Here is a 23058-nt window from a genome sequence, read left to right on the forward strand (position 1 = left end):
ATGTGTCAACTCTCATATAGAAATCTACTGGCAAATCATGTAGACGAACATGCGCTGATTAGCGGCTCAAAACTCGAATGACCGGCGCGAGTGACGATTACGGCCTTTTGGAGGTCGCTTGACCCCTGCCGATTCACCAACTGCAGCAAACGAATCAAGCCCCACACCGCGGCAGACACGCCCACGCAGGCGGCCCTCTTTGACCGTCCCGCCGCGTGTGACCAGAGAGGCACATACGGACTCCTGGGGCCCCTGGGGTGGACCTTTTTCATCACACACCCGACACCCGCGGACGGGGCCGTCCGATGTCGGCGCGGTGGCCTATCTTGGAGCGTCCGACCAACTACATCGAGGGGGAAACGGCGTGGACGACGACACCACCTTGTCGGCCGCTGACCTTCTCGAAATCAATCGCGACATCCAGGGGTCCCCCACGATCCGGCTGCTGGCCGCACTCAATCTGGGCGGTTACGCCACCCTGATGGAGCGCCACCTCAGCGGCGGCGTAGTCCCTGAAACCGACCTCGTGGTGCGCCTCGAACGCGACCTCGAGGAACTCGGCCGCCCCGGCGGCGAACAGTCCGGCCTGGGATTGATCAAGAGCTGGGCCAGCCAGGGCTGGTTGCACCGGGTCGCCGACCAGCGCACCGGGGTCGAACGCAACCTCTGCTATCTGACGCAAGACGCGCGTCGCGCCCTGGACTTCCTGCGCGGACTGCGCCGCCAGGACACCATCGCCACCGGCGGCTCGATCAACGGGATCGCTGCCCGACTCAAGCAGATCGCCCTGCGAGTGGGCAACGACCCGGTCCGGATCCGCGCCGGTATCCAGGCCGAGATCGCCGCGCTACAGGCCGAACTCGACGCACTGGAGCGGGGTGAGGAGCTCGCCGACCGCTCCGTGGACGTCGACATGACCGACATGTACGACGAAGCCCGCGCCATCGCCCTGCAGATGGAACGCTTGATCACCGACATCGGCCAGTACGGCACGATGATCGAGCGGGCCACCGCCGCCCTGGACGATCCGATCGACAGCAATCTGGAGTATCGCGACCGACAGCGTCAGATGTACGCCGACTATCAGGCCGCATGGGACTCCCAGGGCCGCGACAGCCACCGCGCCTTCCTGCGGATGATCAACGATCCCGACCAGCGCGCCGAGTTCGAGGCCGACGTCGCCGCGGTCGCCCAGGCACTGCCCGCCCTGGACCCGGCGCTGCGCAAGGTGATGGCCGGCTTCTTCGAACTCGTCGGCCAGCAGATCGACGAGGTGGAACGCATCCAGCAGCGCTGCGCCCAGCGGGTCAAGCGGTTCACCGCGTTCGGGACCCTGGAGCAGAGCCGCGGCGTGGCCCGTCAGCTCAATGACGCGATCGGCGCCGCTCGTGGTCTGCTGAAGAGCTCGCTCACCGACTCCCGACTCGATATCGAACTCCCCCTGGCCCGGCACGCCATCAGTTCGGTTGGCGCACTGAGCTTCCGGATCGGTGACCTGTCCAACCCGAAGCCGGCCCAGGCAGCAGAGGGCGAACTTGACCTGTCCAGCTTCGCGGCGCTGACCACCCAGGTCGACGCGCCCGCGATGTCGGAGATGATCAACACCGCGATCGACGCCGGCGGGCGACTATCCCTGCCGGACGCGGTGGAGATGCTCGATGCGGCATATCTGGGTCATGTCATCGTGTTGTGGTCCTGGGCGCTCAAACAACCATCACAAACAGACACAGCTGCACAGGAGTCGGTCACCGTGCGGTTCCAGTCGCTGGACGGACGCGACCGCGAGATGGAGGTTCCACACCTGGTGTTCACCGAACCGATCTCCAGCCTGTTGGGAGCCAGCGCATGACAACCGACGCCGATATCGACTTCTCCTCACTCCCCCAGGTCGACCAGACCGCCCGCACGCCGCACCAGCGCCGGCCGCGCTTCGACGGCGATGTCAGCGAGCTGCCCGACCGGGCCTGCTGGGCATTACAGCAGCTGCTGACCCGCCGCTACATCAGCGCCGAGGCCGATCAAGACCTCTACAGCTGGGTGCTCGAATATCGCGCGCAGTTGTCGGTGCGACTGTCCGAACTCGACCTGATGCTGCGCATCGTGGAAGGCACCGACATCGCGTTCATCGAGCAGGCCCGGTACGAATCTGCCAGGGGCGCAAAGCTTTTGCGTCGCGAGCCACTGGGCACTTACGACTCCATCCTGGCCCTGCACCTGGCACAGATGACGCGTGCAACCGGTGGGCAGGCCGTACTGATCAGCCGCGAGGAGGTACACGGCCTGTTCTCCGGGGTACTCAATGACGTCGACCGCGACACCGTCACCTTCACCGCGCGCATCGATGCGGCCATCGCGCGTCTGGCCGGGTTGGAGATCTTGCGCAAGACGCGCGACGACGAAGACAGCTACACCGTCAGCCCGGTGATCAACGCCGTGATGACCGCATCGGTGATCGCCGAGTTGCAGCAGCAGTTCGAACTGCTGCTGTCCGGCGGTGCCGCACCGGAGCGTGACGACCAGGAGGCCGGCCAGGATGGCTGAACAGTTCCACCTGTCTCGGCTGCAGGTCATCAACTGGGGTGTGTTCGACGGGTATCACGACATCCCGTTCAGCGAAGGCGGCGCGCTGATCGCCGGCGCCTCCGGGAGCGGCAAATCCTCACTGCTCGATGCGATTTCGCTCGGCTTCCTGCCGTTCAACCGGCGTAACTTCAACGCCTCCGGTGACAACACCGCCGCCGGGTCCAGCGCGGGCCGGCGCACCGTCGACAAGTACGTGCGCGGGGCGTGGGGGCAGCGCAGCGACGGTGGCACCAGCAAGGTGATGTATCTGCGGGGGGACGGCACCGCCTGGTCGGCCATCGCCGTCAGCTACACCAGCAACACCGGGCGGACGGTCACCGGCCTGGTGCTGAAATGGCTGACTGGCGAGTCGCGCTCGGACTCCTCGAGCCGGTTCGTGTTGGCCGACGGCGACCGCGATATCGAGGACGTCTGCAACCGCTGGGCGGCCGGGCGGTTCGACTCCGGGGTGTTCAAGGACGACGAGTGGCGGTTCTCTACCAAGGTCGAATCGCAATACCTCGCCCAGCTCTACGCCACCATCGGCATCCGCGCCTCCGACGCGGCCCAGCAGCTGCTGGGTAAAGCCAAGTCGTTGAAAAGCGTTGGCGGACTGGAACAGTTCGTTCGGGAGTTCATGCTCGACGAGCCGAGCAGTCTGACCCGCCTGCCCGAGGCGCTCAAGCAGATCGACCCACTGGTGGAGGCCCGCGAGCTGCTGGCCGTCGCGCAGCGCAAGCGCAAGATCCTCGGCGATATCGAGAAGATCCAGCAGCGCTACGCCTCGGAGTCCTCCGACCTGGGCATCATCGACCTGGTGGACCCGCCGATGGTGCGGGCCTACACCGACCATGTCCGGCTGGCGCAGTGCGCCCCGCAGATCCAGTCGCTGGACGCCACCATCGACCAGCTCGGCAACGAATACGAGGACGTCACCCGCCAGCTCAATCTCGCTAAAGCTGAAGGGGATTCCCTCAACGCGCAGATCAGCGGGTCCAGTGCCAACCTGGGGCCACTGCAATCCCAGGTGGCCGGTGCCGAGGCACAAGCCGAGCAGGTATCGCGCCGGCGCGCCGCCTACGAAACAATGCTGAACGCGCAGGACATCGACATTCCCAACAGCGCCGACGAATTCTGGAACCTGCGTGAGGAACTCGCCACCGGAGTCACCGAGCTGCTGGCCAAGCTGGACCGGGGCCGTGAGGCGTCGACCGACGCCGAGTACGCGCAGAAGGCGGCGCGGATCGCCCGCGATGACGCGGCCAAGGAGCTCAAGCGCGTCGAGCACGTCGGCTCGGCACTGCCCGAGTTCGCGATCACCATGCGCGAACACATTTGCTCCGCGGTCGGCGTCGACCCCAGCGAGCTGCCCTATATCGCCGAGCTGATGGACCTGCGGCCCGACCAGAGCCGCTGGCGGGTTGCGGTGGAGAAGGTGCTGCGCGGCGTGGGCTTGCGGCTGCTGGTGCCCGACGAACAGTATTCCGCGGTGCTGCGGTTCGTGAACGAGACCAACATGGGTGGACGGCTGCAATTGCATCACGTCCGCGCCGCACTGGTCGGCGCCGATCCTGTCGAAGCCGAGCCGAATACCTTGGCCGGCAAGCTGTTCGTCGTCGACCCGACCCACCCGTGCGCCGCCGAGGCCGCCGACGTCATCGCCGCGGCTGGCGATCACATCTGCGTGGACACCCCGGATGTGTTCGCCCGCTTCCGGCGCGCAGTGACCGATGCCGGCCTGTACAAGGACTCCGACCGGCTGGCCATCAAGGATGACCGGCGGCCGCTGCGGCAGTCCGACTACATCTTCCAGGGTGAGGTCGCTGCCAAGATCGACGCGCTGACCGTCGATCTGGCCAATGCCGAAGAGGCCTACCAGCAGGCGCGGCGTGCTGCCGATGAGATCGCTGCGCAACGGCAACAGTGGCGGGATCGGTCGGCTGCGTGCAAGGCGATCTGCGATCAGTTCCCGCAGTGGAATCAGGTCGACATCGACACCGCCGACGGGCATGCCGACCGGCTGCGTGAGCAGTACGAACTGCTGTTGGCCGACAATCCCGACATCGAGGCGCTCAACGCCCGCGCCGACGAGGTGTGGGAGCAAATCCAGACGCTGATGACCCGGCGCGGCGCCATCCAGACTCGCCGCGACGATCTGGATGGCAGGCGCACGCAACTGCTCGAATTGCAGGACCGGCTGGCACCGGTGTTCGTGTCGGAGCCGCTGACCGAGCTGCTGAATCGGTACGCCGCCGACGTGCCGGTGTCGTTGGAGGTACTCAACCCCGAGCCGCACCGCGAGGCGGTATTCAACGCGATCCGCCGGGAGCGCGAGCAGCTGCGTGAAAGCCGCAGGCGCTCCTACGATGAGCTGGCCCGTATCCTCAACACGTTCGATACCGCGTTTCCCGACGCGATCCCCAACGACAGCGATGTGTTCGACGAGCGGGTGCACGACTACGTCGCCCTGTGTCGGCACATCGACGAGCGCGAGCTGCCCGAGGCCTACGAGCGGATGATGCGCCTGGTCACCGAGCAGGCACCCGACGCCATCCTGACACTGCACCGAGTCGCCGAGCAGGAGACACGGCGGATCAGCGAGCAGATCGACCGGGTCAACACCGGGCTAGGTGCCGTCGAGTTCAACAACGGCACCCGGCTGACCCTGCGCGCCACTCCCCGCAGTCTGACCGCGGTCGCCGAACTGACCGAGATCGTCCGGGCCATCTCCCGGCGCATCGCCGAAGTCGGACTCGGCGACAAGCAGGCGATCCTGGATCAGTACGCCGACATTTTGCGGTTGCGCAACCGGCTGGCGTCGACCGCACCGGAGGACAAGGCCTGGACGCGTGACGCACTGGATGTCCGCAACCGGTTCACCTTCGACTGCGCCGAATGGGACGTCCGCACCGAGGAGCTGATCCGCACGCACAGCAATGCCGGCGACAACTCCGGCGGCGAGCAGGAGAAGCTGATGGCGTTCTGCCTCGCAGGCGCCTTGAGCTTCAACCTGGCCAGCCCCGACAGTTCTGACAACAAGCCGGTTTTCGCGCAGTTGATGCTCGACGAGGCGTTCTCCAAGTCGGACCCGCAGTTCGCCCAGCAGGCGCTGCAGGCGTTCCGGAAGTTCGGCTTCCAGCTCGTCATCGTGGCCACCGTGCAGAACGCCACCACGATTCAGCCCTATATCGACAGCGTCATCATGGTGTCGAAGACCGAAGCCACCAGCCGCAACGCCCGCCCGGTGGCTACTGTGGCGGCCAAGACGATCTCCGACTTCACCACGTTGCGGGCCGAGATGCGCAGTTCGGCGGCTCGGGAGCGAGTGCCTGCGGGGGTGTGATCGTCGATTTCCCGGCATCCGCCGAATCGGTGAGACGGAAATTTGCCGCAGGTGGCATGTTGCCGGAGGTGAAGATGAGGCTGCGCAACACGCGCAGTCGGTCCCAGGTGTCGTGACCTCATTTGCCGTCCGGATAGGATGTGGCGCGCGGGCGACTTGCCCCAGCTGGTCAAACAGGGGGTGAGGCGTGTGATATCGCGGCAGTTGGCGGATGGTGAATTGCTCAACGAGCTACACCACGTCGCGGAGGACAACCTCAATCGCCATCTGTCGGTGGCCACCGAGTGGCATCCGCATGATTACGTGCCGTGGGATCTTGGCCGCAACTTCGCGGCGATGGGTGGCCAGGACTGGTCGCCCGAGCAGTCGCAACTCAGTGAGATTGCGAAAGCGGCCATGATCACCAACCTCCTGACCGAGGACAATTTGCCCTCGTATCACCGCGAGGCGGCGCAGTATTTTTCGCTCGACAGCGCATGGGGAACATGGGTGGGTCGGTGGACGGCTGAGGAGGCTCGGCACAGCATCGTGCTGCGCGACTACCTCGTCGTCACCCGCGGAGTCGATCCGGTCGCACTGGAGCGGGCCCGGATGGCGCACATGACGACCGGTTTCGGCGCGACCGCTGAGGAAGAAGCGCAGCACAAGACGGACTTCCTGCTGTCGATTGCCTACGTGTCTTTTCAGGAGCTCGCCACCCGGGTCAGCCATCGCAATACCGGAAAAGTGTGTACCGATCCCGTCGCCGACCGGATGCTTGCCCGCATCGCGGCCGACGAGAACTTGCACATGATCTTCTACCGGAACGTGTGCGGCGCCGCGCTCGACCTCGTACCCGATCAGGCCATAGACGCCGTTGCCGCCGTTGTGGAGAACTTCCGGATGCCCGGCCGGGGAATGCCCGACTTCCGCCGCAACGGCGTGTTAATGGCCAAGCACGGTATCTACGATCCTCGTCAGCATCTCGAAGAAGTGGTGACCCCGACGCTGCGTAAGTGGCAGATATTCGAACGCACTGACTTCAGCGCCGCCGGTGAGAAACGCCGCGAACAACTCGCCGTGTATTTGACGAAACTGCAGGCCGAAGTCGTCAAGTTCGAGGAACAGCGCGACCGCCTGCTGGCCCGCGAGGCGAAGAAGAGGGAACTGCAGGCAACCTGAACGAGCCGGTAGCTTCGCACGCCCGCTGTGAGTGTGCGGTTTCGCACGCAACACGCCGGCGCGAGCGGATCGAGATGCACACTCGCTGCGGCTGCAGCGCTACTCAACGCTTCAAGCTCGACTGGGCCGCCGCAACCGGCCTCTAGACGCGAAAAGGCCGGGGGCTCAACACCCCCGGCCTCAGCGCAAGCGATTACTTCAGGTCGGGCAGGGCTGCCTGGATCGCAGCAACCTGGGCCTTACCGACGGTCTCGGTGTAGTCCTGCGGGACCGGGTTGAGGTCGCCGGGTCCGCTACCGAACACGATCACCGCGACGGTGCGGTCGACGGTGAACAGCAGCGCCGCCATCGCGGACTTGCCGTCGGGTGACGTTCCGATGGTGACGGTCGCGTCGGGGCTGACCGCAGGCAGCGGCACCGCGGTACCGGTCACCTGGGACGGAACGCTGTTCGCGGCGCCGGTGAGTGCCGTCGCGGCCTGCGCGGCGTCGTCGGCGATGATGATCGACACGTTGATGGCATTGGTCCCGGACGTGAAGGTCTGGGTGACGTCCGGCGGCGCGGGATCAAGGGTGGTCTTCGGCGTATCGCCGACCCACGGTGCCCCAATCTCAGGAATGGCTGAGGCCTTGATCAGCAGCGACTCGTAGTTGTGCTCGCCCGCGGGCGCTGCCGCAGCGCTGGTGGTGGTCGATGTCGAGGTGGACGTCGACGTCGATGTCGAGGTGCTTGTCGACGTTGAGGACGACTTTTCCTCATCCTTACCGCAGCCGGCTACGACCAATCCCAGGGCGACGGCCGCCGCCGTGACTCGGACGATTCCTCGCGTGCGTACAGGACTCATAACGGCGCGCTCCCATCTGGCCACCCCCCTGTGGAGCGCCAGGTGCAGCCTAAACGACGAGGTGGCCAGCTCGCTTTGTTTCACAGATTCGTTGCAATCCTGCCACCTACCGGCGATGACGGGTTAGGCAACCGCTTGCGGAGTCACGAGGAATTTCTCCCCCGTCGCCCGCTTGACATAGTCGTTGAACGCATCCGGCTGCAGCATGCCGGCCAGCGACACCTCCCGGGTATAGCTGCTGGCGAATGTCGTGGTGAGTTCCGCGGCCACCCGAGCGCGCAACCGGCCGATGGTCTCGGCTCCGGCGCCTGCCAGGAACGGCGTCAGCAGCCAGCCACCGACGCCCCACGCCATGCCGAAGTTCCTGGTGAGAATCGTTGGACTGGTGTCGAGTGCACCGTAGATATAGACCTGTTTATGGACGTTCGATCCGTAGCGGGAGTACTCCGATGCCGTGGCGTTGGCAGCATCTTCCATGCCATTGAGGATCTGGCTGGCCAGCGTTCCACCGCCCGTCGCGTCGAACGCCAGTGTCGCTTTGGTCTCTTTCAGAGCGTCGACGAGGTCGGTGGCGAACGACGGCGATGTCGAGTTGAGGACATGTGTGGCCCCGAGCGACTTGAGGAGCGCTTCTTGGTCGGGCTTGCGCACGATATTGACCAGCGGTATGCCGTCGTTCTGGCAGAGCTTGACCAGCATTTGCCCGAGGTTGGACGCGGCCGCGGTGTGCACCAGGGCTGAATGTCCTTCGCGGCGCATCGTTTCCGCCATACCGAGCGCCGTCAATGGGTTGACGAACGACGATGCCCCTTCCCGGGCCGTGGCGCCTTCGGGCAAGACCAAACACATGCCAGCGTCGGCTGCTCGGTACTGCGAGTACATCGCGCCCCCGGCAATCCCCACCGTCTTTCCGAGCAGAGCCTGGGCCGCCGGAGACGACCCGGCAGCCACCACGGTGCCCGCGCCTTCGTTGCCCACCTGGAGTGATTTGTCGAGCCGCGCCGCAAACGCTTTCAGGGCACCGTCACCGAGTGGCGCGGTAACGACAGGACGCTCCGGCGTGCCCGTCACCGTCGCCGTTGTCATGTCCGCACCGGCTACCAGGAGGCCCAGGTCGGACGGGTTGATCGGCGAGGCCTCGACCCGCACCAGTACCTCGTTGTCGGCTGGCTTTGGCACGTCAACCTCGTGTAGCGACAGTTCGAGCGTGCCAGCTGACGTGACCAACGAGCGCAGCTCGAGGGCTTTTTCAGGCAGATCTGCGGCCATGGGCGGCGCCTCGTTCCTGGTTGTGGCTGATGCTCAAACCATACGAACTCAAGACACCGGACCAAAAATTTCCGCATTGGTAGGGCGGGCGGGGCTCGAACCCGCGACCAATGGATTATGAGTCCACGGCTCTAACCGACTGAGCTACCGCCCCCTGTAGGTTTACCTGCACGCATGCAGGTCCCAGCTAACTTCCTACGTACCTCCCCGAATCTCGATACCGGTAGGATACCGGTGTTGCATCTCTCGCCTTGCTCAACGCCGCAGCGGAAGGGGCGAGGTCGTCATCGAACAGGTCGGGTTGGCTGGGGACTTCTCCGGTTGATTAAATCCGTCGTTGCAGATCACCAGGCTTGCCTTGAATCCCATTGCTAGGGCTCTCCTGACATTCCGTCGCTGATTGAGCGCATCGAAACGAAGGCGAACACTTTGCGCAGCCTCTCGCCCCAGGTGTAGCCGTCTGCGGTGACCCGCCACCAGGTCGACTCGTTGCGACCCTTGTAGTAGATATGGCGTTCCCATCCGACCGGATGCCTGACCTTGCCTTCATGCCATAGGCGGTCGAGAATTTTGCCCATCGTCTCGTACGACGTGTCGAAGTCGTGCGCAAGCGATTCAGTCAGCCGGAAGTTGGACGGCGAACTGCTGATGACACCGAGTACCAGCTCAGCATTGATGTGGCCTTTCGGCCGAATGTCGTAGTGCTCCAGTAAGAATGGAGCCAGATTATCGCCGATTTCCCACGCGTCTTCGCGCCCGAGCAGGTGCGATGCGATGGATGTGCGCAGTTCTTTTTCGTCGTTCATCTGCGATACCTCTTCCACCAGAACCGCCAGATCCACCTCGGATCGTCGCCGCTCTGGTAGTCGTCCCAACTGTCCTTGACGCGTCCCCAGAATTGCCGGATGTCCCACAACGACAGCGATGGGCCGACCAGGTTGCACCGGGCTCCGGCATCGTCTTCCTGCTCAACGAGCCCTGTAGCCAGGAGCGCAGTTTCCCCTGTTACCGTTCCGACGGTCAGCTTTTCGATTCGCTCGGCGTTGCTCATTGACCCCCTAGCAAATGTCTGTGTGTCGGCCCCGTTTTTATACACACTGGGTCCGCGCCACAGGTCGAGTAGTCGACTACGCATTTCAGGTACCCCCACTTGTGGTACACGATAACCTGGTCAGGGGCGGCACCTGGGGTGACCAGCATGGTTGGCGTCGTGCCCTCGACGAGGTCGACCTCGTGCTCACGGAAAAACTTAACGGCGTAGGGGTCGCCCCAACGTGGAGTTTGAGCAACCACCCGCTATTACTACCCGTGTCGCCCAAAGCTCACGTGCGCGACGTTGGTGATTCCGTCGGCCACTCGGCCAGGAAATTCGTCCATGTCTTTGGCGCCGAGCTCGCGGACGACGGCACCAACCCCCGGGCGTACCAGGACCGGCTCAGCCCAGCGCGGTGTCGTCTTCGCGGACCACGTCCTCAACGTCACCGGCGAACGCGGCCAGCTCCGAGCGCTGCTCGTCGGTGTAGTCGCGCGCCGAATCGTCAAGCACGCACACTGTCCCGACGACCTTGCCCGAACCGTCGTGAATCGGCAGCCCGAGATAGTTGTGCAGGCCGAACTCCACCTCGTCCTCGTTGCCGGCGAACGTCGAGTCCTCGCGGGAGTCGCGGACGAACACCGCGCCGTCACTGTCGACCACGCGCTCGCAATACAACGGAACCCGGGTGGCATCGGTGAGAGCCTTCTTACCGGCCGCCCCGACGGTGTAATGCTGCGTGGCCTCACCCGCGGTGGCGGCAACCACCATGGAATCCGGCTCGGAGCGCATCACCAGAACCGACTTCACCCCGAGCCGCTCGGCGAGGTGATCCAGTCGTCCCGCCAGCGGGGCGAGCCCTGCCGTGGTGTCGGTCTTGTGAGGTTCGGCACCGGCCATGCCCACATTGTCACGGCGGGCAATCGAGCGGGCAACCCTTCCACTCACGACGAGTGAGGACACAACCAGTGACATCATGGACAGGGTGCCTGCCGTGCCTGCCGCGTCCACCGCGTTCGCCTCCGACAACGCCGCCCCCGCACATCCGAAGGCCCTCGAAGCGATCTTGGCCGCCAACGATGGCACCGCCGCGTCGTACGGTGGCGACCCGATCACCCAGCGCGCCGCCGAGCGCGTCAAAGAGCTCTTCGACTCCCCTAACGCCGAGGTCCTGTTTGCCTTCACCGGCACCGGTGCCAACATCATCGCGCTGGCCTCTGCGGTCCGGCCCTGGCACGAAATCCTCTGCAGCGATATCGCTCATTGCCTGCTCGACGAGGCCGGCGGTCCCGTCCTGGTCTCCGGCGCGAGCCTTCTCGCGCTACCAAGCGACGATGGCATCATCGACCCGGCCGTGTTGGACCGCCGCATTACCCGCCGCGGCGACGTCCACCACTCCCAGCCCCGCATCGTCACCATCACCCAGTCCACCGAGAACGGCCGGCTCTGGCAGCCCGACGCCATCGCCGAATTCATCGACCACGCCCACGATCTCGACCTGCTGGTCCACATCGACGGCTCCCGGATCGCCAACGCGATTGCCGCCCTTGATGTTCCGCCGGCCCAGGCCGTCGGCGACGCCGATATCGTCACCATCGGCGGCACCAAGAACGGCATGCTGTTCGGCGACGCGATCCTGGTCCGCCGTCCCGAGCATTTCACCGGCATCGAGTTCGTCCAGAAGCAGATCGGCCATCTGGCAAGCAAACATCGTTATGTCTCAGCGCAATTCGACGCCATGCTCGCCGACGACGTATGGCTTGAGGCGGCCGCCCACGCCAATGCGATGGCTGCCCGGCTCAGTACCGGCATCACCGGCCTCGGCCTGCATCTGAGCTCGCCGACCGAGGCCAACGAGGTGTTCGTCGACCTCCCCGCCGAGGCGCTGTCTGCGGTACGGCAGCGCTTCGCTGTGCATTCACCCGACCCACACAAGCTGGCGGTAAGGTTCGTCTGTTCGTGGGCGACCACCGACGACGACGTCGACACCGCCCTGCACGCACTGTCGAAAGCCCAGGATCGCATCGTCTAAGGAGCGACGGGATGTCAGTCACCACGGTGTATCTGGCCCGGCACGGCCGCACCGCTTTCAATGTCGAGGACCGCATGCGGGGCCTGAGCGATCCGCCACTCGACGATGTCGGCATTGCCGAAGCCCAAAAACTGGCGAAAGCGCTGGCCGACGAACGCCCGGCCGCTGTGATCAGCAGTCCGCTGCAGCGCGCGGTCGCCACCGCGCAATCGATCGCCGACGCCGCCGGGGTGCCTACGACCGTCGACATCCGCCTCAACGACCGCGACTATGGCCCGCACACCGGCGCCAAGCGTGCCGAGGTCATCGCTCGCTTCGGCAGCATCGACAACGCCCCGGGAGTCGAGCCGCCGGCGGCTGTCCGGCAGCGAGCCATCGCCGCGTTCACCGCGCTGGTCGACGAACATGACAGCGGCCCTTTGGTTCTCGTCTCGCACGACGCGTTCAATCGCGCGCTACTCGGCCAGCTCGACCCCACCCTGACCGACGCGCCACAGCGCACCGCGTGCTGGAACAAGCTCACCAGGGTCGGCGGCGTGTGGCGCGTCGCAGAATACGACCAGAAGCCGGACTAGAGCTCGGCGAAGACTGTCTGGCCGTCGGCGTCGATGCTGTAGCGGTCGGTACCCTCGGCGACCCGAGCCTGATCGGCCTTCAACGACACCGCGATCTTGTTGCTCGCGTTGCGCATCACATCCAGCGTCAGCTCGCGGGCCTGCTCATGCGAGAAGTGCTCCCGCACACCGGCAGCCACCGCGGGGCTGATCCGCGCCGGTGACCAGATCAACGCGTCGGCGTAACGCAGCGCCGCCTTGTGTGCATCGGTCAGCAGCTCGGAGGACTCGAAGTGCTCGATGTCGTCGTACATCGACTCGCTGCCTCCGGCGTCCAGCGCATTGCTCTCGCGCAGCGACTTGCACAGCCGGCAGTCGTGCGCGACGGCCCCGCGCAGCCGGACCACCTCGGTGGTGACCGGGTCCACCGACTTCAGCTTCGCCACCCCCGGCAGCAGCTGGTTGAACAACACGTCGGCGGCGTCGATGCCCGGGTCCCAGACCGGATTCTCGGGCACCCAGCCCACCGGTAGGCCCAGCACCTCCAGCCCGTTGCGCACCCGCGGCAGGAAGTCGGCGAAGAACATCTGCGCGACAGCCCCGAACACCCCTGCCCCCAGTGCGGTGGTCAGCGACTCCCGCTGGCGATCGGTGATCGCGGACACGTCGACGCAGAACTGCTCGGCGAACTCGGCCACCACCTTCTCGGCGTCCGTCTCCGGCGCGCTTACCGGCGTCTGCGCGGGCAGCGGCGTCAGCGACAGCGTGTTGCCGCATGTCGCGCGGATCAGTCCCACCAACCGCTGCTGATCGGCCGGTGACTGCACCACCAGCTTGGTCAGTACTGCAGCAAGATGGTCAGCCATCTTTGGATTATTGCGCTTGGCTGACCGAGGACATGTGGAAGTCGGGGATTCGCAGCGTCGGCATCACTGCGCGGGTGGCCCAGTCACCCCACTCCCGGGGCAGGGTCGGCTCGGCCACGCCCGCCTCGGTGGTCCGGCGCAGCAGATCCAGCGGGCTCTCGTTGAAGCGGAAGTTGTTGACCGCCGCGGTGACTTCGCCGTCTTCGATCAGGTAGACGCCGTCGCGAGTCAGCCCGGTCAGCAGCAGCGTGGTCGGATCGACGGTCCGGATGTACCACAGCGTGGTCAGCAGCAGCCCGCGCTCGGTGGCCGCCACCATATCGGCCAGCTCGGCGCTGCCGCCGGTCATCAGCAGATTGTCGGCCGGTACTGCCGGTGCGGTCCCGAACTCGATGGCCGCCGCCCGCGGGTAGGCCAGCGCGTTGATGACGCCGTCGCGGATCCAGTCCACCCGCCCGATGTCCATCCCATTGTCGAACACCGAGATCGTCTCCGATCCGCTGGCGGCCGCGACGAACGGCGCGCACTGAAGGCCCGCCGCGTTCGGGTCGGAGTACATCGTCAGCGGCAGCCCGGTAAGCTTCTCCCCCACCCGGGTTCCACCGCCGGGCGCCGACAACGCGGTGCGGCCCTCTTCGGCGCCGCGGCCGTCCATCGACCAGCCCAGGTAGATCATCATGTCGGCCACCGTCGAAGGCGGCATCAGCGTCTCGTAGCGGCCCGCGGGCAACTCGACGGTGCGGGCCGCCCAGCCCAGCCGCAGCGCCAGGTCGTCGAGCAGAGCATCGGTCGAGACGTCGACGAACCATGGCGTGCTCACCCCCGCCCACGCGCTGGCACCGTCGCGTTTGGCGTTGATCTCCACCGAGCCGGTCGGCTGGGTGAAGCGCCGGCGGATCCCGGTGGAGGTGGCCAGGAACGTCGTCTCGACGACGTGGTGGGCGTAGCCATAGAGCCGGTCGGTGCGGCCGAAGCCACGCGACAACGATTCGGCGACCTCGGCGAACACCGCAGCACCGGTCTGCGGCACCGGCTCATTCCAGCCGTCGGGAGTACCGGTGCCGGTCAGCAGTGGTGCGCTGTCCCGGGCGTCGGGAGCGGCGTGCGCGGCCTGCTCGGCGGCGGCCACCAGCGCACCGATCGCCGCCGGGTTGACGTCGCTGGTGCGGATCGCCCCGGTGTGCGAGGTATCACCTTTGCGCACAATGGAAATCACGGTGGTTGACCGGGTTGTCGAGACGCCGTTGGTGGTCATCGAGTTGCCGGCCCACCGCAGCGAGGCCTCGGCGCGGTCGGTGACGATGACGATGGTCTCGTCGACGGTAGCGGCCTGCAACGCCAGCTCGACTACCTGCTGTGCGGGAATCATCGGGCCCACCCCGATTTGGCCTCTTCGCTGCCGCTCATCGGCCGGACTCCTCCCGCGTATTGAGCACGTTCACACCTCGGAACAGGGCCGACGGGCAGCCGTGGCTCACCGCGGCGACCTGACCGGGTTGGGCCTTGCCGCAGTTGAACGCCCCACCCAGGCGCCAGGTCGACGGGCCGCCAACGGCTTCCATCGAATTCCAGAAGTCAGTGGTGGTGGCCTGGTAGGCCACGTCACGCACCTGGCCTTCCAACCGACCGTGCTTGATCTGATAGAACCGCTGCCCGGTGAATTGGAAGTTGTAGCGCTGCATGTCGATCGACCAGGACTTGTCTCCGACGATGTAGATGCCGTCATCGACTCGGGCGATCAGGTCGTCGGTGCTCAGATCATCGGTGCCCGGCTGCAGGGACACGTTGGCCATCCGCTGGATCGGGACGTGGTGCGCGGAGTCGGCATACGAACAGCCGTTGGAGCGGGCCTGACCCAGCCGCGGCGCGAACACCCGGTCCAGCTGATAGCCGACGAACATGCCGTCGCGCACCAGGTCCCAGCTCTGGGCAGCCACCCCTTCGTCGTCGTATCCGATTGTGGCCAAGCCGTATTCGACGGTACGGTCGGCGGTCACGTTCATCACCGGCGAGCCGTAACGCATCGTGTTCAGCTTGTCCGGGGTGGCGAACGAGGTGCCCGCGTAGGCCGCCTCGTAACCGATCGCGCGGTCATATTCGGTGGCGTGCCCGATGGATTCGTGAATCGTCAGCCACAGGTTGGTCGGATCGATCACCAAGTCGGTTGGACCGGCGACCACCGTGGGCGCCTTCGTCTTGTCGGCCAGCAGGATGGGCAGCTCGGCCAGCTCGGTACTCCAGTTCCACACGTCGTCACCGGCGACTGCCTCCCAGCCGCGGGCCATCGGCGGGGCCAGCGTCCGCATCGATTCGAAGCTGCCCGCGGCGGCGTCGACGGCCACCGCGTCCAGCGCCGGCATCACCCGCACCCGCTGCTGGGTGATCGACGACCCGAAGGTGTCGGCGTAGAACACCTGCTCCTTGACCGCGTTCACCGTCGCCGAGACATGGTCGACACCGTTGCTGGCCAGCAGCCGCCCCGAGTACTCCCCCAGCACGGCGATCTTGTCGGCGGTCGACACCGTGAACGGATCGATGGCATAGCTCGACACCCAGGTCACATCGGCGTACACCGGCTCGGGCGCCAGCTCGATGCGCTCGGCATTCAGCGCGGCCAGCGAGGTGGCCACCTCGACCGCGCGCCGCGCCGTGTCGGCGGCAACCTCGGGGGCCAGCTCGGCATGCGAGGCGAACCCCCAGGTGCCATCGACGATCACCCGCACCGCCAACCCGATCTCACGGTCGGTGACCGCGCTCTGCAGCTCACCGTCGCGCAGCTGCACCACCTCGGTGGTGATGGCATGGATGCGCAGGTCGGCGTAGCTGGCGCCGGCCGCACGGGCCGCCGACAGGGCGGCGTCGGCGAGCGCATGGCGCGGCAGGGCCAAGAAGTCGGCGTCAACATCACGAGGACTCACGGCTACACCGTAACTGCCATGTCGGCGGACCCGCTTTAATGGCCAAGGTGACCACTCGGCGTGTGCGTTCCACCCTGCTGGGGTACGCGCTGTTGGCGCCGAGTCTGTTCGGGGTGGTGTGCTTCCTGCTGCTGCCGATGCTGGTGGTGGTGTGGCTGAGCCTGCATCGCTGGGATCTGCTGGGCCCGATCCGCTATGTGGGGCTGGATAATTGGCGCTCGGTACTCACCGATGCCAGTTTCGGCAATTCGCTGCTGGTGACGCTGGTCTTCATCGCGATCGTCGTTCCCGCCCAGATCGTCCTCGGTTTGGTGGCCGCCGCGCTGCTGGCCCGGGAGCTGCCGGGCAGTGGCGTCTTCCGCACCGTGTACGTACTGCCGTGGGTGTGCTCGCCGCTGGCGGTCGCGGTGCTGTGGCATTGGATCCTGGCGCCCACCGACGGTGCGGTGAGCACCCTTGCGGACCGCCGCATCGAATGGCTGACCGATCCGGGGCTGGCGCTGCCGGTGGTCTCGGCGGTGACGGTGTGGACCAACGTCGGTTACGTGACGCTGTTCTTCCTGGCCGGTATCCTGGCGATCCCCCCGCAGATCCACGCCGCCGCGCGACTCGACGGCGCGACGAGCTGGCAACGGTTCTGGCGTATCACCCTGCCGATGCTGCGCCCCACGCTGTTCTTCGTTTCGGTCACCGGCATCGTCAGCGCGGCCCAGGTGTTCGACACCGTGTACGCGCTGACCGGGGGCGGACCGGCCGGCCGCACCGATCTGGTGGCTCACCGTATCTACGCCGAGGCGTTCGGCGCCGCGGCGATCGGGCGGGCCGCGGTGATGGCGCTGGTGTTGTTCGTCATCCTGGTCGGCGCAACGATCGTCCAGCATCTCTACTTTCGCCGCCGGATCAGCTATGACCTCACGTAACGCGCTGATCTACCTGGGGCTGCTGGCCGGTGCGCTGATCACCCTGGCCCCGTTCGGGTTGGGGCTTTTGACGTCGTTCACCTCCGCGCAGCAGTTCGCCACGGGCACACCGCTGTCGCTGCCCAACCCGCCGACGCTGGCCAATTACGCCGGGCTCGGTGACGCCGGCTTTGGCCGGGCGCTGGCGGTCACCGCGCTGATGACAGCGATGATCACGCTGGCGCAGCTGACGTTTTCGGTACTGGCGGGCTACGCGTTCGCCCGCTTGGAGTTCGCCGGCCGCGATGCGTTGTTCTGGGTGTACATCGCCACGCTGATGGTGCCTGGCACCGTCACGGTCATTCCGCTCTATCTGATGATGGCCGAGCTGGGGTTGCGGAACACGTTCTGGGCGTTGGTGTTGCCGTTTCTGTTCGGCTCGCCGTATGCGATCTTCCTGCTGCGCGAGTACTTTCGGGGCATCCCCGCCGACCTGGTCAACGCCGCCCGCCTGGACGGGGCCAACACCCTGGACGTGATCGTGCACGTGGTGCTGCCGGCCAGCAAGCCGATCCTGGTGACGCTGACGTTGATCACCGTTGTCAGTCAGTGGAATTCGTTCATGTGGCCGCTGGTCATCACCAGCGGCGGCACCTGGCGGGTGCTGACCGTTGCGACGGCCGGGCTACAGACCCAGTACAACGCCCAGTGGACGCTGGTGTTGGCGGCGACGACGGTGGCGATCGTCCCGCTGATCGCGCTGTTCCTGGTGTTCCAACGCCAGATCGTGCGCTCGATCGTCGTCACGGGGCTGAAGTGAGCTGGCCACCGCGGTTCTCCACCCGGATGCTGGCCGGGCTGATCACGGCCGCGTTGCTGCTCGTGGCCGGCGCACTGGTACTGGGCCGGACCGACGAGTCGTCCGGGAAAATCATTGTCACGGTGCGGCTGTGGGACCCCGCAGTGGCCGCCGCCTACACCGAGTCGTTCGCGGAGTTCAGCCGCACTCATCCCGATATCGAGGTGCGCACCGACGTCGTCGCCTACGCCAGCTACTTCGACACCCTGCGCACCGACGTGGCCGGCGGCGGCGCCGACGACATCTTCTGGATCAACAACGCCAACCTGGGCGAATACGCCGACAACAACCGGCTGATGGCCATCGAGCCCAACCCGGACTGGGACCCTTCGGTGGTCGCCCAGTTCACCCGCGACGGCAGGTTGTGGGGTGTTCCGCAGTTGACCGACGCCGGAATCGCCCTGTACTACAACGCCGACCTGCTGGCCGCCGACGGTGTCGAACCGGCCGAACTGGACACCCTGCGCTGGGATCCCAACCCAGGTGTGGACACCCTACGGCCGATGCTGATGCGTCTGACTCATGGCAGGCAGTGGGGCTACAACGCCGCCAACGACTTACAGGCCATCTACCTCAACTACATCGGCTCGGCGGGCGGGATATTCTCCGACGGCGACCGCTTCGCTTTCGACAACCCGCAGGCAGTCACCGCATTCCGTTACGTCATCGGCCTGATCAACACCGATCGAGTCGCCCCTCCCGCGTCGGACACCAACGACAACGGCGACTTCTCCCGCAACCAGTTCCTGTCCGGTCGGATGGCGCTGTTCCAATCCGGCACCTACAACCTGGCCCAGGTGGCGGAGCGCGCGACGTTCCGCTGGGGTGTTGCGCTGCTGCCGGCCGGACCTGCGGGCCGGGTCAGCGTCACCAACGGCATTGTCGCCGCGGGCAATCCGGCCAGCCGCCATCCTGAGGCAGTACGCCAGGTGCTGGCCTGGCTGGGCGGCACCCGAGGCAACGAGTATGTCGGCCGCCACGGTGCAGCCATCCCTGCGGTGCTGCCGGCCCAGGCGGTCTATTTCGACTACTGGTCGGCCAAGGGGGTGGACGTGCGGCCGTTCTTCACGGTGCTCGACGGTCCGCGCATCGCGGCGCCGGGTGGGGCCGGTTTCGCCGCCGGGTATCAGGCGATCAAGCCTTATTTTGACGAGATGTTCCTGGGCAGAACGCCCGTGCCCGAGTCACTTGCCGCCGCCCAGCGGGCCGCCAACGCCGCCGCCGCGCGTTAGATCCCGGCGAGCACTGTCGCCTGGAGAACCACCGACACCACACACACCACCGCCGAGACGGTCAGTACCACCCAGTCGGCCCGTCGCGGGCGCGACGGTGCCGCCGAAATCATGCCGGTCCCGCCACGTGTGGTGATCGCATCGCCCATCTCGTCAGCGCGGCGCAGTGCGACCGTGATTCCCGCTGCCAGCAGATCCACCATCTCGATGGACCAGCGCCGGCGTCGGGCCCGCCGGCTGGTCAGCACTGGTGGTGGCCGCAGCCGACGCGCCGCGTAGAGCAACCGGAACTCGTCGAGCAGCATCGGAAAAGCCCGCAGCGACAGGGCAAGTGCGACCGCCCAGTCGTCGACCGGGATACCGAAGACCTTCAGCGGCCGGCCCAGTCGCGCCACCGCGGGTGCGACATCGGCGACGTTCGTCGTCCACGACACCAACATGCCCAGCGCCAATAGCACGATCGACACCACGGTGAAGCGCACAAATTTCAGGAGGCCACCAAGCGCGATGCCGTAGGGCCCCAGGTGGAATTCCGGGGACCCGCCTCCGATTGTCGCGGTGACGGCGCCCAGCAGCAGCAGAATCCACAGCCACCTGGGCACCGACGGCACAGCGCCGCGCGGGATTCGCGCCAGCCGGATCGCGATGCCTATTCCGATCGTGACCAGCGCCAGTGGCACCCAGTCCGGGTAGAACGCCAGCAGGGCCGAAAACCCGAGGACGACAATTATTTTGGTGCCCGCCCACAGCTCGTGGATCGGCGAGGTGCCGGGTACCGGACGCAGCAGCACCACCGGGCGGGTTTGACGTGCAGTCGTCATGACGACCCCTCGGTCAGCACGCCCTCGCGCAGATGCAGGGTGCGCGGACACAGTTCTTCCAAGCCGACGAAGTCGTGCGAGATCACCACGACGGTCAGGCCACTGTTGCGGCGCAGATCGCTGAGCAGCCGCAGTAGGCCGCGCTGACTGGCAGCATCGAGCCCGGCCAGCGGCTCGTCGAGGATAAGTGCCTGCGGCGAGCGGGCCAGCAGCCCGGCCATCACCACCCGGCGCATCTGCCCACCGGAGAGCTGGTCGATCCGGCGCCCCGCCAGCGACGCGTCCAACCCAACCTTCGCCAGTGCGGCACCCACCCGGGCGCTGTCGTGGGGTGAAAACCCGGCCGCAGAAGCGACTTCGGTGTCCACGCGGCTGCGCATCAGCTGCAGCCGGGCGGCCTGGAATGCGATCGCCACGTCGCCGACGCACTCCGACGCGGGGCGTCCGCGCACCAGGCAGGAGCCGGTGGTCGGCGTGGTCAGCCCCGCCATGATCCAGGCCAGAGTGGACTTTCCCGAACCGTTGCCACCGTGGATCAGGACGCCTTCGCCTTCGTGGACGGTGAAGTCGATATCGTGCAGAGCAGCCTTGGACCACGGTGTGCCACTGGCATATTCGTGGCCGACATGCTCGAGCTGCAGTACCGGCTCAGCCCCACCCGGCGCGGCGTTGACCGTCGGCGTGGGTGCGGCGGTGCTCTCGACCAAGTGAGCGTTGTCCTGCGACTCGCTGAGCTTGACGATCCGGTCGGCGGTATCGGCCTCGTTGTTGTAGTGGGTGATCTGCACCAGCGCCATCTTGTGGCGTTCGGTAAGGCCGGACAGCACGCTCAGCAAGGCCTCCCGCCCGCGTTGATCAACCATGCTGGTGACCTCGTCGGCGATCAGCAGCGACGGCTGACGCGCCAGCGCGGCGGCGACCGCCAGGCGCTGCAGCTCGCCACCGGACAATCCGCCGGTGTCGCGCTCCTCCATGCCGGCCAGGCCGACCTCGCCGAGCAGTCCCGCCACGTCGGTCTCCGTTCCCGGTGGCAGACCCCAGACGACGTCGTCGGCGACTCGCGTTCCCAGTACTTGACTTTCGGGATGCTGCATGATGACCGCCGTCCCGCCCAGCTGACCGAGACCGACCGCACCGGGGCGCTCGATCACGCCGGAGGTGGGTTCACGCCCGGACAGCAGCAGCATCAGCGTGGTCTTCCCGGACCCGTTGGCTCCGGTGATCGCCACGTCCTCTCCCGCGTCGACAGTCAGGCTGAGCGGTCGCAGCGCGTCGTGCGTGGCGTTGGGGTAACGAAAGCGGGCGTCGACCAGCCGCACCGGAACCGGTGCGACAGGCCCGGTTTCGTCGGGGGTCTCGAGCTTGTGCACGTCGGGGATACCGCTGAGCCGATCCAGTACCCGCGACAGTGCCCACCACCCGACCAACGTCACGATCATGATCGAGAACATCGCGTAGACCATCAACAGCAGCGGCCAGTACTGCAGCGCGACACCGAAGAGGTGCCTGGCGTCTTGGGCCGCCGGCCGGAACGGCTCGAAGTGCGACACCACCGACACGACGCCGTCGAAATTCGCGGTCATCGCTGAGAAGGTCAAGGAGCGCAGCCGCACCAGAACGGTCAGCGCGGCGACGATGAAGAGCCCGAAGACCACGCCGGCCACCAGGCCCACGGCGATGACGGTGGGGGTGCCGCGCCCACGGCGTTTCATGATGCCGGCCAGCCCACCCACGTAGGCGCAGTTGACCACCACCATCAACCCGCTGACACCAGCGATCAGGAACGCGACGACACTCGCCGCGAACGTCGCGGCCACCAGCACGCGCAGCCGGTAGCGGTAACCGAGCAGTCCCATCGGAACGGTGGTCAGCAGCGACAGTCCCCCGGCAAACGGAACGACGACGGCAATAATCGACAATGCGGCCGCGAGTGCGGCCATCACGGAGGCCTGGGCCATCTCCACCGGTGACAGCGCGCCACTTCGGCGGCGATCGACCGCTGACTCGGAGGGCTGCGCCGCAGTAGCCTCCGGTCTGGTCGCGGTCATCACCCGATTCTGCCAGCCGTTGCGACCGGGCAGTCGGGTCGACCTGCCGCCGCCAGGCCACCTGTGGACATCCTGTGAGGAAGGCCACCAGGCCGCTAGGCGACAACATAGTATTTCTATGTAAATATGGGAGGTATGAATCCGACGCCCACCCAGGAACGGCCCGGTGCCGCATCAGGACTGGGATCCGAGCTACTCACGGTGGTCGCGAGGCTCAACCGGCTGGCCACCCAGCGCATCCGGCTGCCGCTGCCCTGGGCGCAGGCCCGACTGCTCGGCACCATCGACGACCAGGGCGAAGCCCGTATTTCCGATCTGGCCGAACTCGACCACTGTTCCCAACCGACGATGACCACCCAGGTCCGCCGTCTGGAGGACGCCGGCCTGGTGGCCCGCACCCCCGATCCTGGTGATGCGCGCGCCGTCCGCATCCACATCACCGGAAAGGGCCAGACGATCCTGGCTCAGGTCCGGGCAGACCGCGCCGCGGTGATCGACCCACGCATCGAGCGGTTGTCTGACGAAGACCGCGAAGTTCTGTCGACCGCCATCGGAGCACTGCATCGCCTGCTCGACGACCTCGACACCTCCCCGAAGTAGTGAGGCCCGAAATAGTG

The 23058-nt window shown here is 66.2% G+C and carries 19 protein-coding genes and 1 tRNA gene; 10 read left to right on the plus strand and 10 right to left on the minus strand.

Annotation, left to right across the window (positions count from 1 at the left end):
- The first annotated feature begins 364 nt into the window (after positions 1–364).
- The 4 genes from G6N38_RS00265 (at position 365) to G6N38_RS00280 (ending at position 7066) form a co-directional block, all read left to right on the plus strand.
- A complete protein-coding gene (locus G6N38_RS00265) occupies positions 365–1849 on the plus strand; it encodes a DUF3375 domain-containing protein (protein WP_163745723.1) in 1485 nt (494 codons plus the stop codon).
- Positions 1846–2541, plus strand: a complete 696-nt coding sequence (locus G6N38_RS00270) for a DUF4194 domain-containing protein (protein ID WP_163745724.1) — start codon at positions 1846–1848, stop codon at positions 2539–2541. Before G6N38_RS00265 ends, G6N38_RS00270 begins: the two co-directional genes overlap by 4 nt.
- Complete coding sequence (locus G6N38_RS00275) at positions 2534–5905, plus strand: ATP-binding protein (RefSeq protein WP_163745725.1); 3372 nt, start codon at positions 2534–2536, stop codon at positions 5903–5905. Before G6N38_RS00270 ends, G6N38_RS00275 begins: the two co-directional genes overlap by 8 nt.
- 192 nt (positions 5906–6097) lie before the next feature.
- Positions 6098–7066 carry an acyl-ACP desaturase gene (locus tag G6N38_RS00280; RefSeq protein WP_163751709.1) on the plus strand — a complete coding sequence of 323 codons (969 nt, stop codon included), beginning with the start codon at positions 6098–6100 and terminating at the stop codon, positions 7064–7066.
- A 193-nt stretch (positions 7067–7259) separates the two neighbouring features.
- On the opposite strand, the gene G6N38_RS00285 is transcribed toward G6N38_RS00280, so the two are convergent.
- The 5 genes from G6N38_RS00285 to G6N38_RS00305 all read right to left on the minus strand — a co-directional run bounded on the left by G6N38_RS00285 (position 7260) and on the right by G6N38_RS00305 (position 11112).
- A complete protein-coding gene (locus G6N38_RS00285; RefSeq protein ID WP_163745726.1) occupies positions 7260–7910 on the minus strand; it encodes a hypothetical protein in 651 nt (216 codons plus the stop codon).
- 123 nt (positions 7911–8033) lie between these two features.
- Complete coding sequence (locus G6N38_RS00290; RefSeq protein WP_163745727.1) at positions 8034–9179, minus strand: zinc-binding dehydrogenase; 1146 nt, start codon at positions 9177–9179, stop codon at positions 8034–8036.
- 77 nt (positions 9180–9256) lie between these two features.
- Positions 9257–9333: transfer RNA gene (locus tag G6N38_RS00295), tRNA-Ile, on the minus strand.
- Positions 9334–9550: 217 nt separating this feature from the next.
- The gene (locus tag G6N38_RS00300) at positions 9551–10021 is read right to left on the minus strand and encodes a hypothetical protein (RefSeq protein WP_163745728.1); all 471 of its coding nucleotides are present in this window, start codon (positions 10019–10021) and stop codon (positions 9551–9553) included.
- A gap of 593 nt (positions 10022–10614) precedes the next feature.
- On the minus strand, positions 10615–11112 hold the full coding sequence (locus G6N38_RS00305) for a GAF domain-containing protein (protein WP_163745729.1): 498 nt from the start codon (positions 11110–11112) through the stop codon (positions 10615–10617).
- A 76-nt stretch (positions 11113–11188) separates the two neighbouring features.
- Between G6N38_RS00305 and G6N38_RS00310 the strand changes: the two genes are divergently transcribed.
- A complete protein-coding gene (locus G6N38_RS00310) occupies positions 11189–12244 on the plus strand; it encodes a threonine aldolase family protein (RefSeq protein ID WP_163745730.1) in 1056 nt (351 codons plus the stop codon).
- Positions 12245–12255: 11 nt separating this feature from the next.
- Positions 12256–12819, plus strand: coding sequence for a histidine phosphatase family protein (locus G6N38_RS00315; protein ID WP_163745731.1), 564 nt, complete (start codon positions 12256–12258; stop codon positions 12817–12819).
- On the opposite strand, the gene G6N38_RS00320 is transcribed toward G6N38_RS00315, so the two are convergent.
- Genes G6N38_RS00320 through G6N38_RS00330 form a run of 3 tightly spaced genes read right to left on the minus strand, consistent with a single transcriptional unit; the run spans position 12816 to position 16582 of the window.
- Complete coding sequence (locus G6N38_RS00320) at positions 12816–13664, minus strand: carboxymuconolactone decarboxylase family protein (RefSeq protein ID WP_163745732.1); 849 nt, start codon at positions 13662–13664, stop codon at positions 12816–12818. The two genes, G6N38_RS00315 and G6N38_RS00320, sit on opposite strands and share 4 nt — an antisense overlap.
- A 7-nt stretch (positions 13665–13671) precedes the next feature.
- Complete coding sequence (locus G6N38_RS00325; RefSeq protein WP_163745733.1) at positions 13672–15033, minus strand: metallopeptidase TldD-related protein; 1362 nt, start codon at positions 15031–15033, stop codon at positions 13672–13674.
- A gap of 34 nt (positions 15034–15067) precedes the next feature.
- Positions 15068–16582, minus strand: a complete 1515-nt coding sequence (locus G6N38_RS00330) for a TldD/PmbA family protein (RefSeq protein WP_163745734.1) — start codon at positions 16580–16582, stop codon at positions 15068–15070.
- A gap of 38 nt (positions 16583–16620) precedes the next feature.
- Here G6N38_RS00330 and G6N38_RS00335 point away from each other — a divergent pair, with 38 nt between their 5' ends.
- Genes G6N38_RS00335 through G6N38_RS00345 form a run of 3 tightly spaced genes read left to right on the plus strand, consistent with a single transcriptional unit; the run spans position 16621 to position 19572 of the window.
- On the plus strand, positions 16621–17502 hold the full coding sequence (locus tag G6N38_RS00335) for a carbohydrate ABC transporter permease (protein ID WP_163745735.1): 882 nt from the start codon (positions 16621–16623) through the stop codon (positions 17500–17502).
- On the plus strand, positions 17489–18301 hold the full coding sequence (locus G6N38_RS00340; protein ID WP_163745736.1) for a carbohydrate ABC transporter permease: 813 nt from the start codon (positions 17489–17491) through the stop codon (positions 18299–18301). Before G6N38_RS00335 ends, G6N38_RS00340 begins: the two co-directional genes overlap by 14 nt.
- A 26-nt stretch (positions 18302–18327) precedes the next feature.
- Entirely contained in the window at positions 18328–19572 is a 1245-nt protein-coding gene (locus tag G6N38_RS00345) for an ABC transporter substrate-binding protein (RefSeq protein WP_163751710.1), read from the plus strand.
- Here G6N38_RS00345 and G6N38_RS00350 read toward each other — a convergent pair.
- On the minus strand, positions 19569–20393 hold the full coding sequence (locus tag G6N38_RS00350) for a CbiQ family ECF transporter T component (RefSeq protein ID WP_163745737.1): 825 nt from the start codon (positions 20391–20393) through the stop codon (positions 19569–19571). The two genes, G6N38_RS00345 and G6N38_RS00350, sit on opposite strands and share 4 nt — an antisense overlap.
- On the minus strand, positions 20390–22441 hold the full coding sequence (locus G6N38_RS00355) for an ATP-binding cassette domain-containing protein (protein WP_197748115.1): 2052 nt from the start codon (positions 22439–22441) through the stop codon (positions 20390–20392). Before G6N38_RS00355 ends, G6N38_RS00350 begins: the two co-directional genes overlap by 4 nt.
- Positions 22442–22576: 135 nt before the next feature.
- Between G6N38_RS00355 and G6N38_RS00360 the strand changes: the two genes are divergently transcribed.
- The gene (locus G6N38_RS00360) at positions 22577–23041 is read left to right on the plus strand and encodes a MarR family winged helix-turn-helix transcriptional regulator (RefSeq protein WP_407662876.1); all 465 of its coding nucleotides are present in this window, start codon (positions 22577–22579) and stop codon (positions 23039–23041) included.
- Positions 23042–23058 lie beyond the last annotated feature (17 nt).

Origin of the sequence: Mycolicibacterium helvum (assembly GCF_010731895.1) — a bacterium.
Lineage (GTDB): Bacteria > Actinomycetota > Actinomycetes > Mycobacteriales > Mycobacteriaceae > Mycobacterium > Mycobacterium helvum.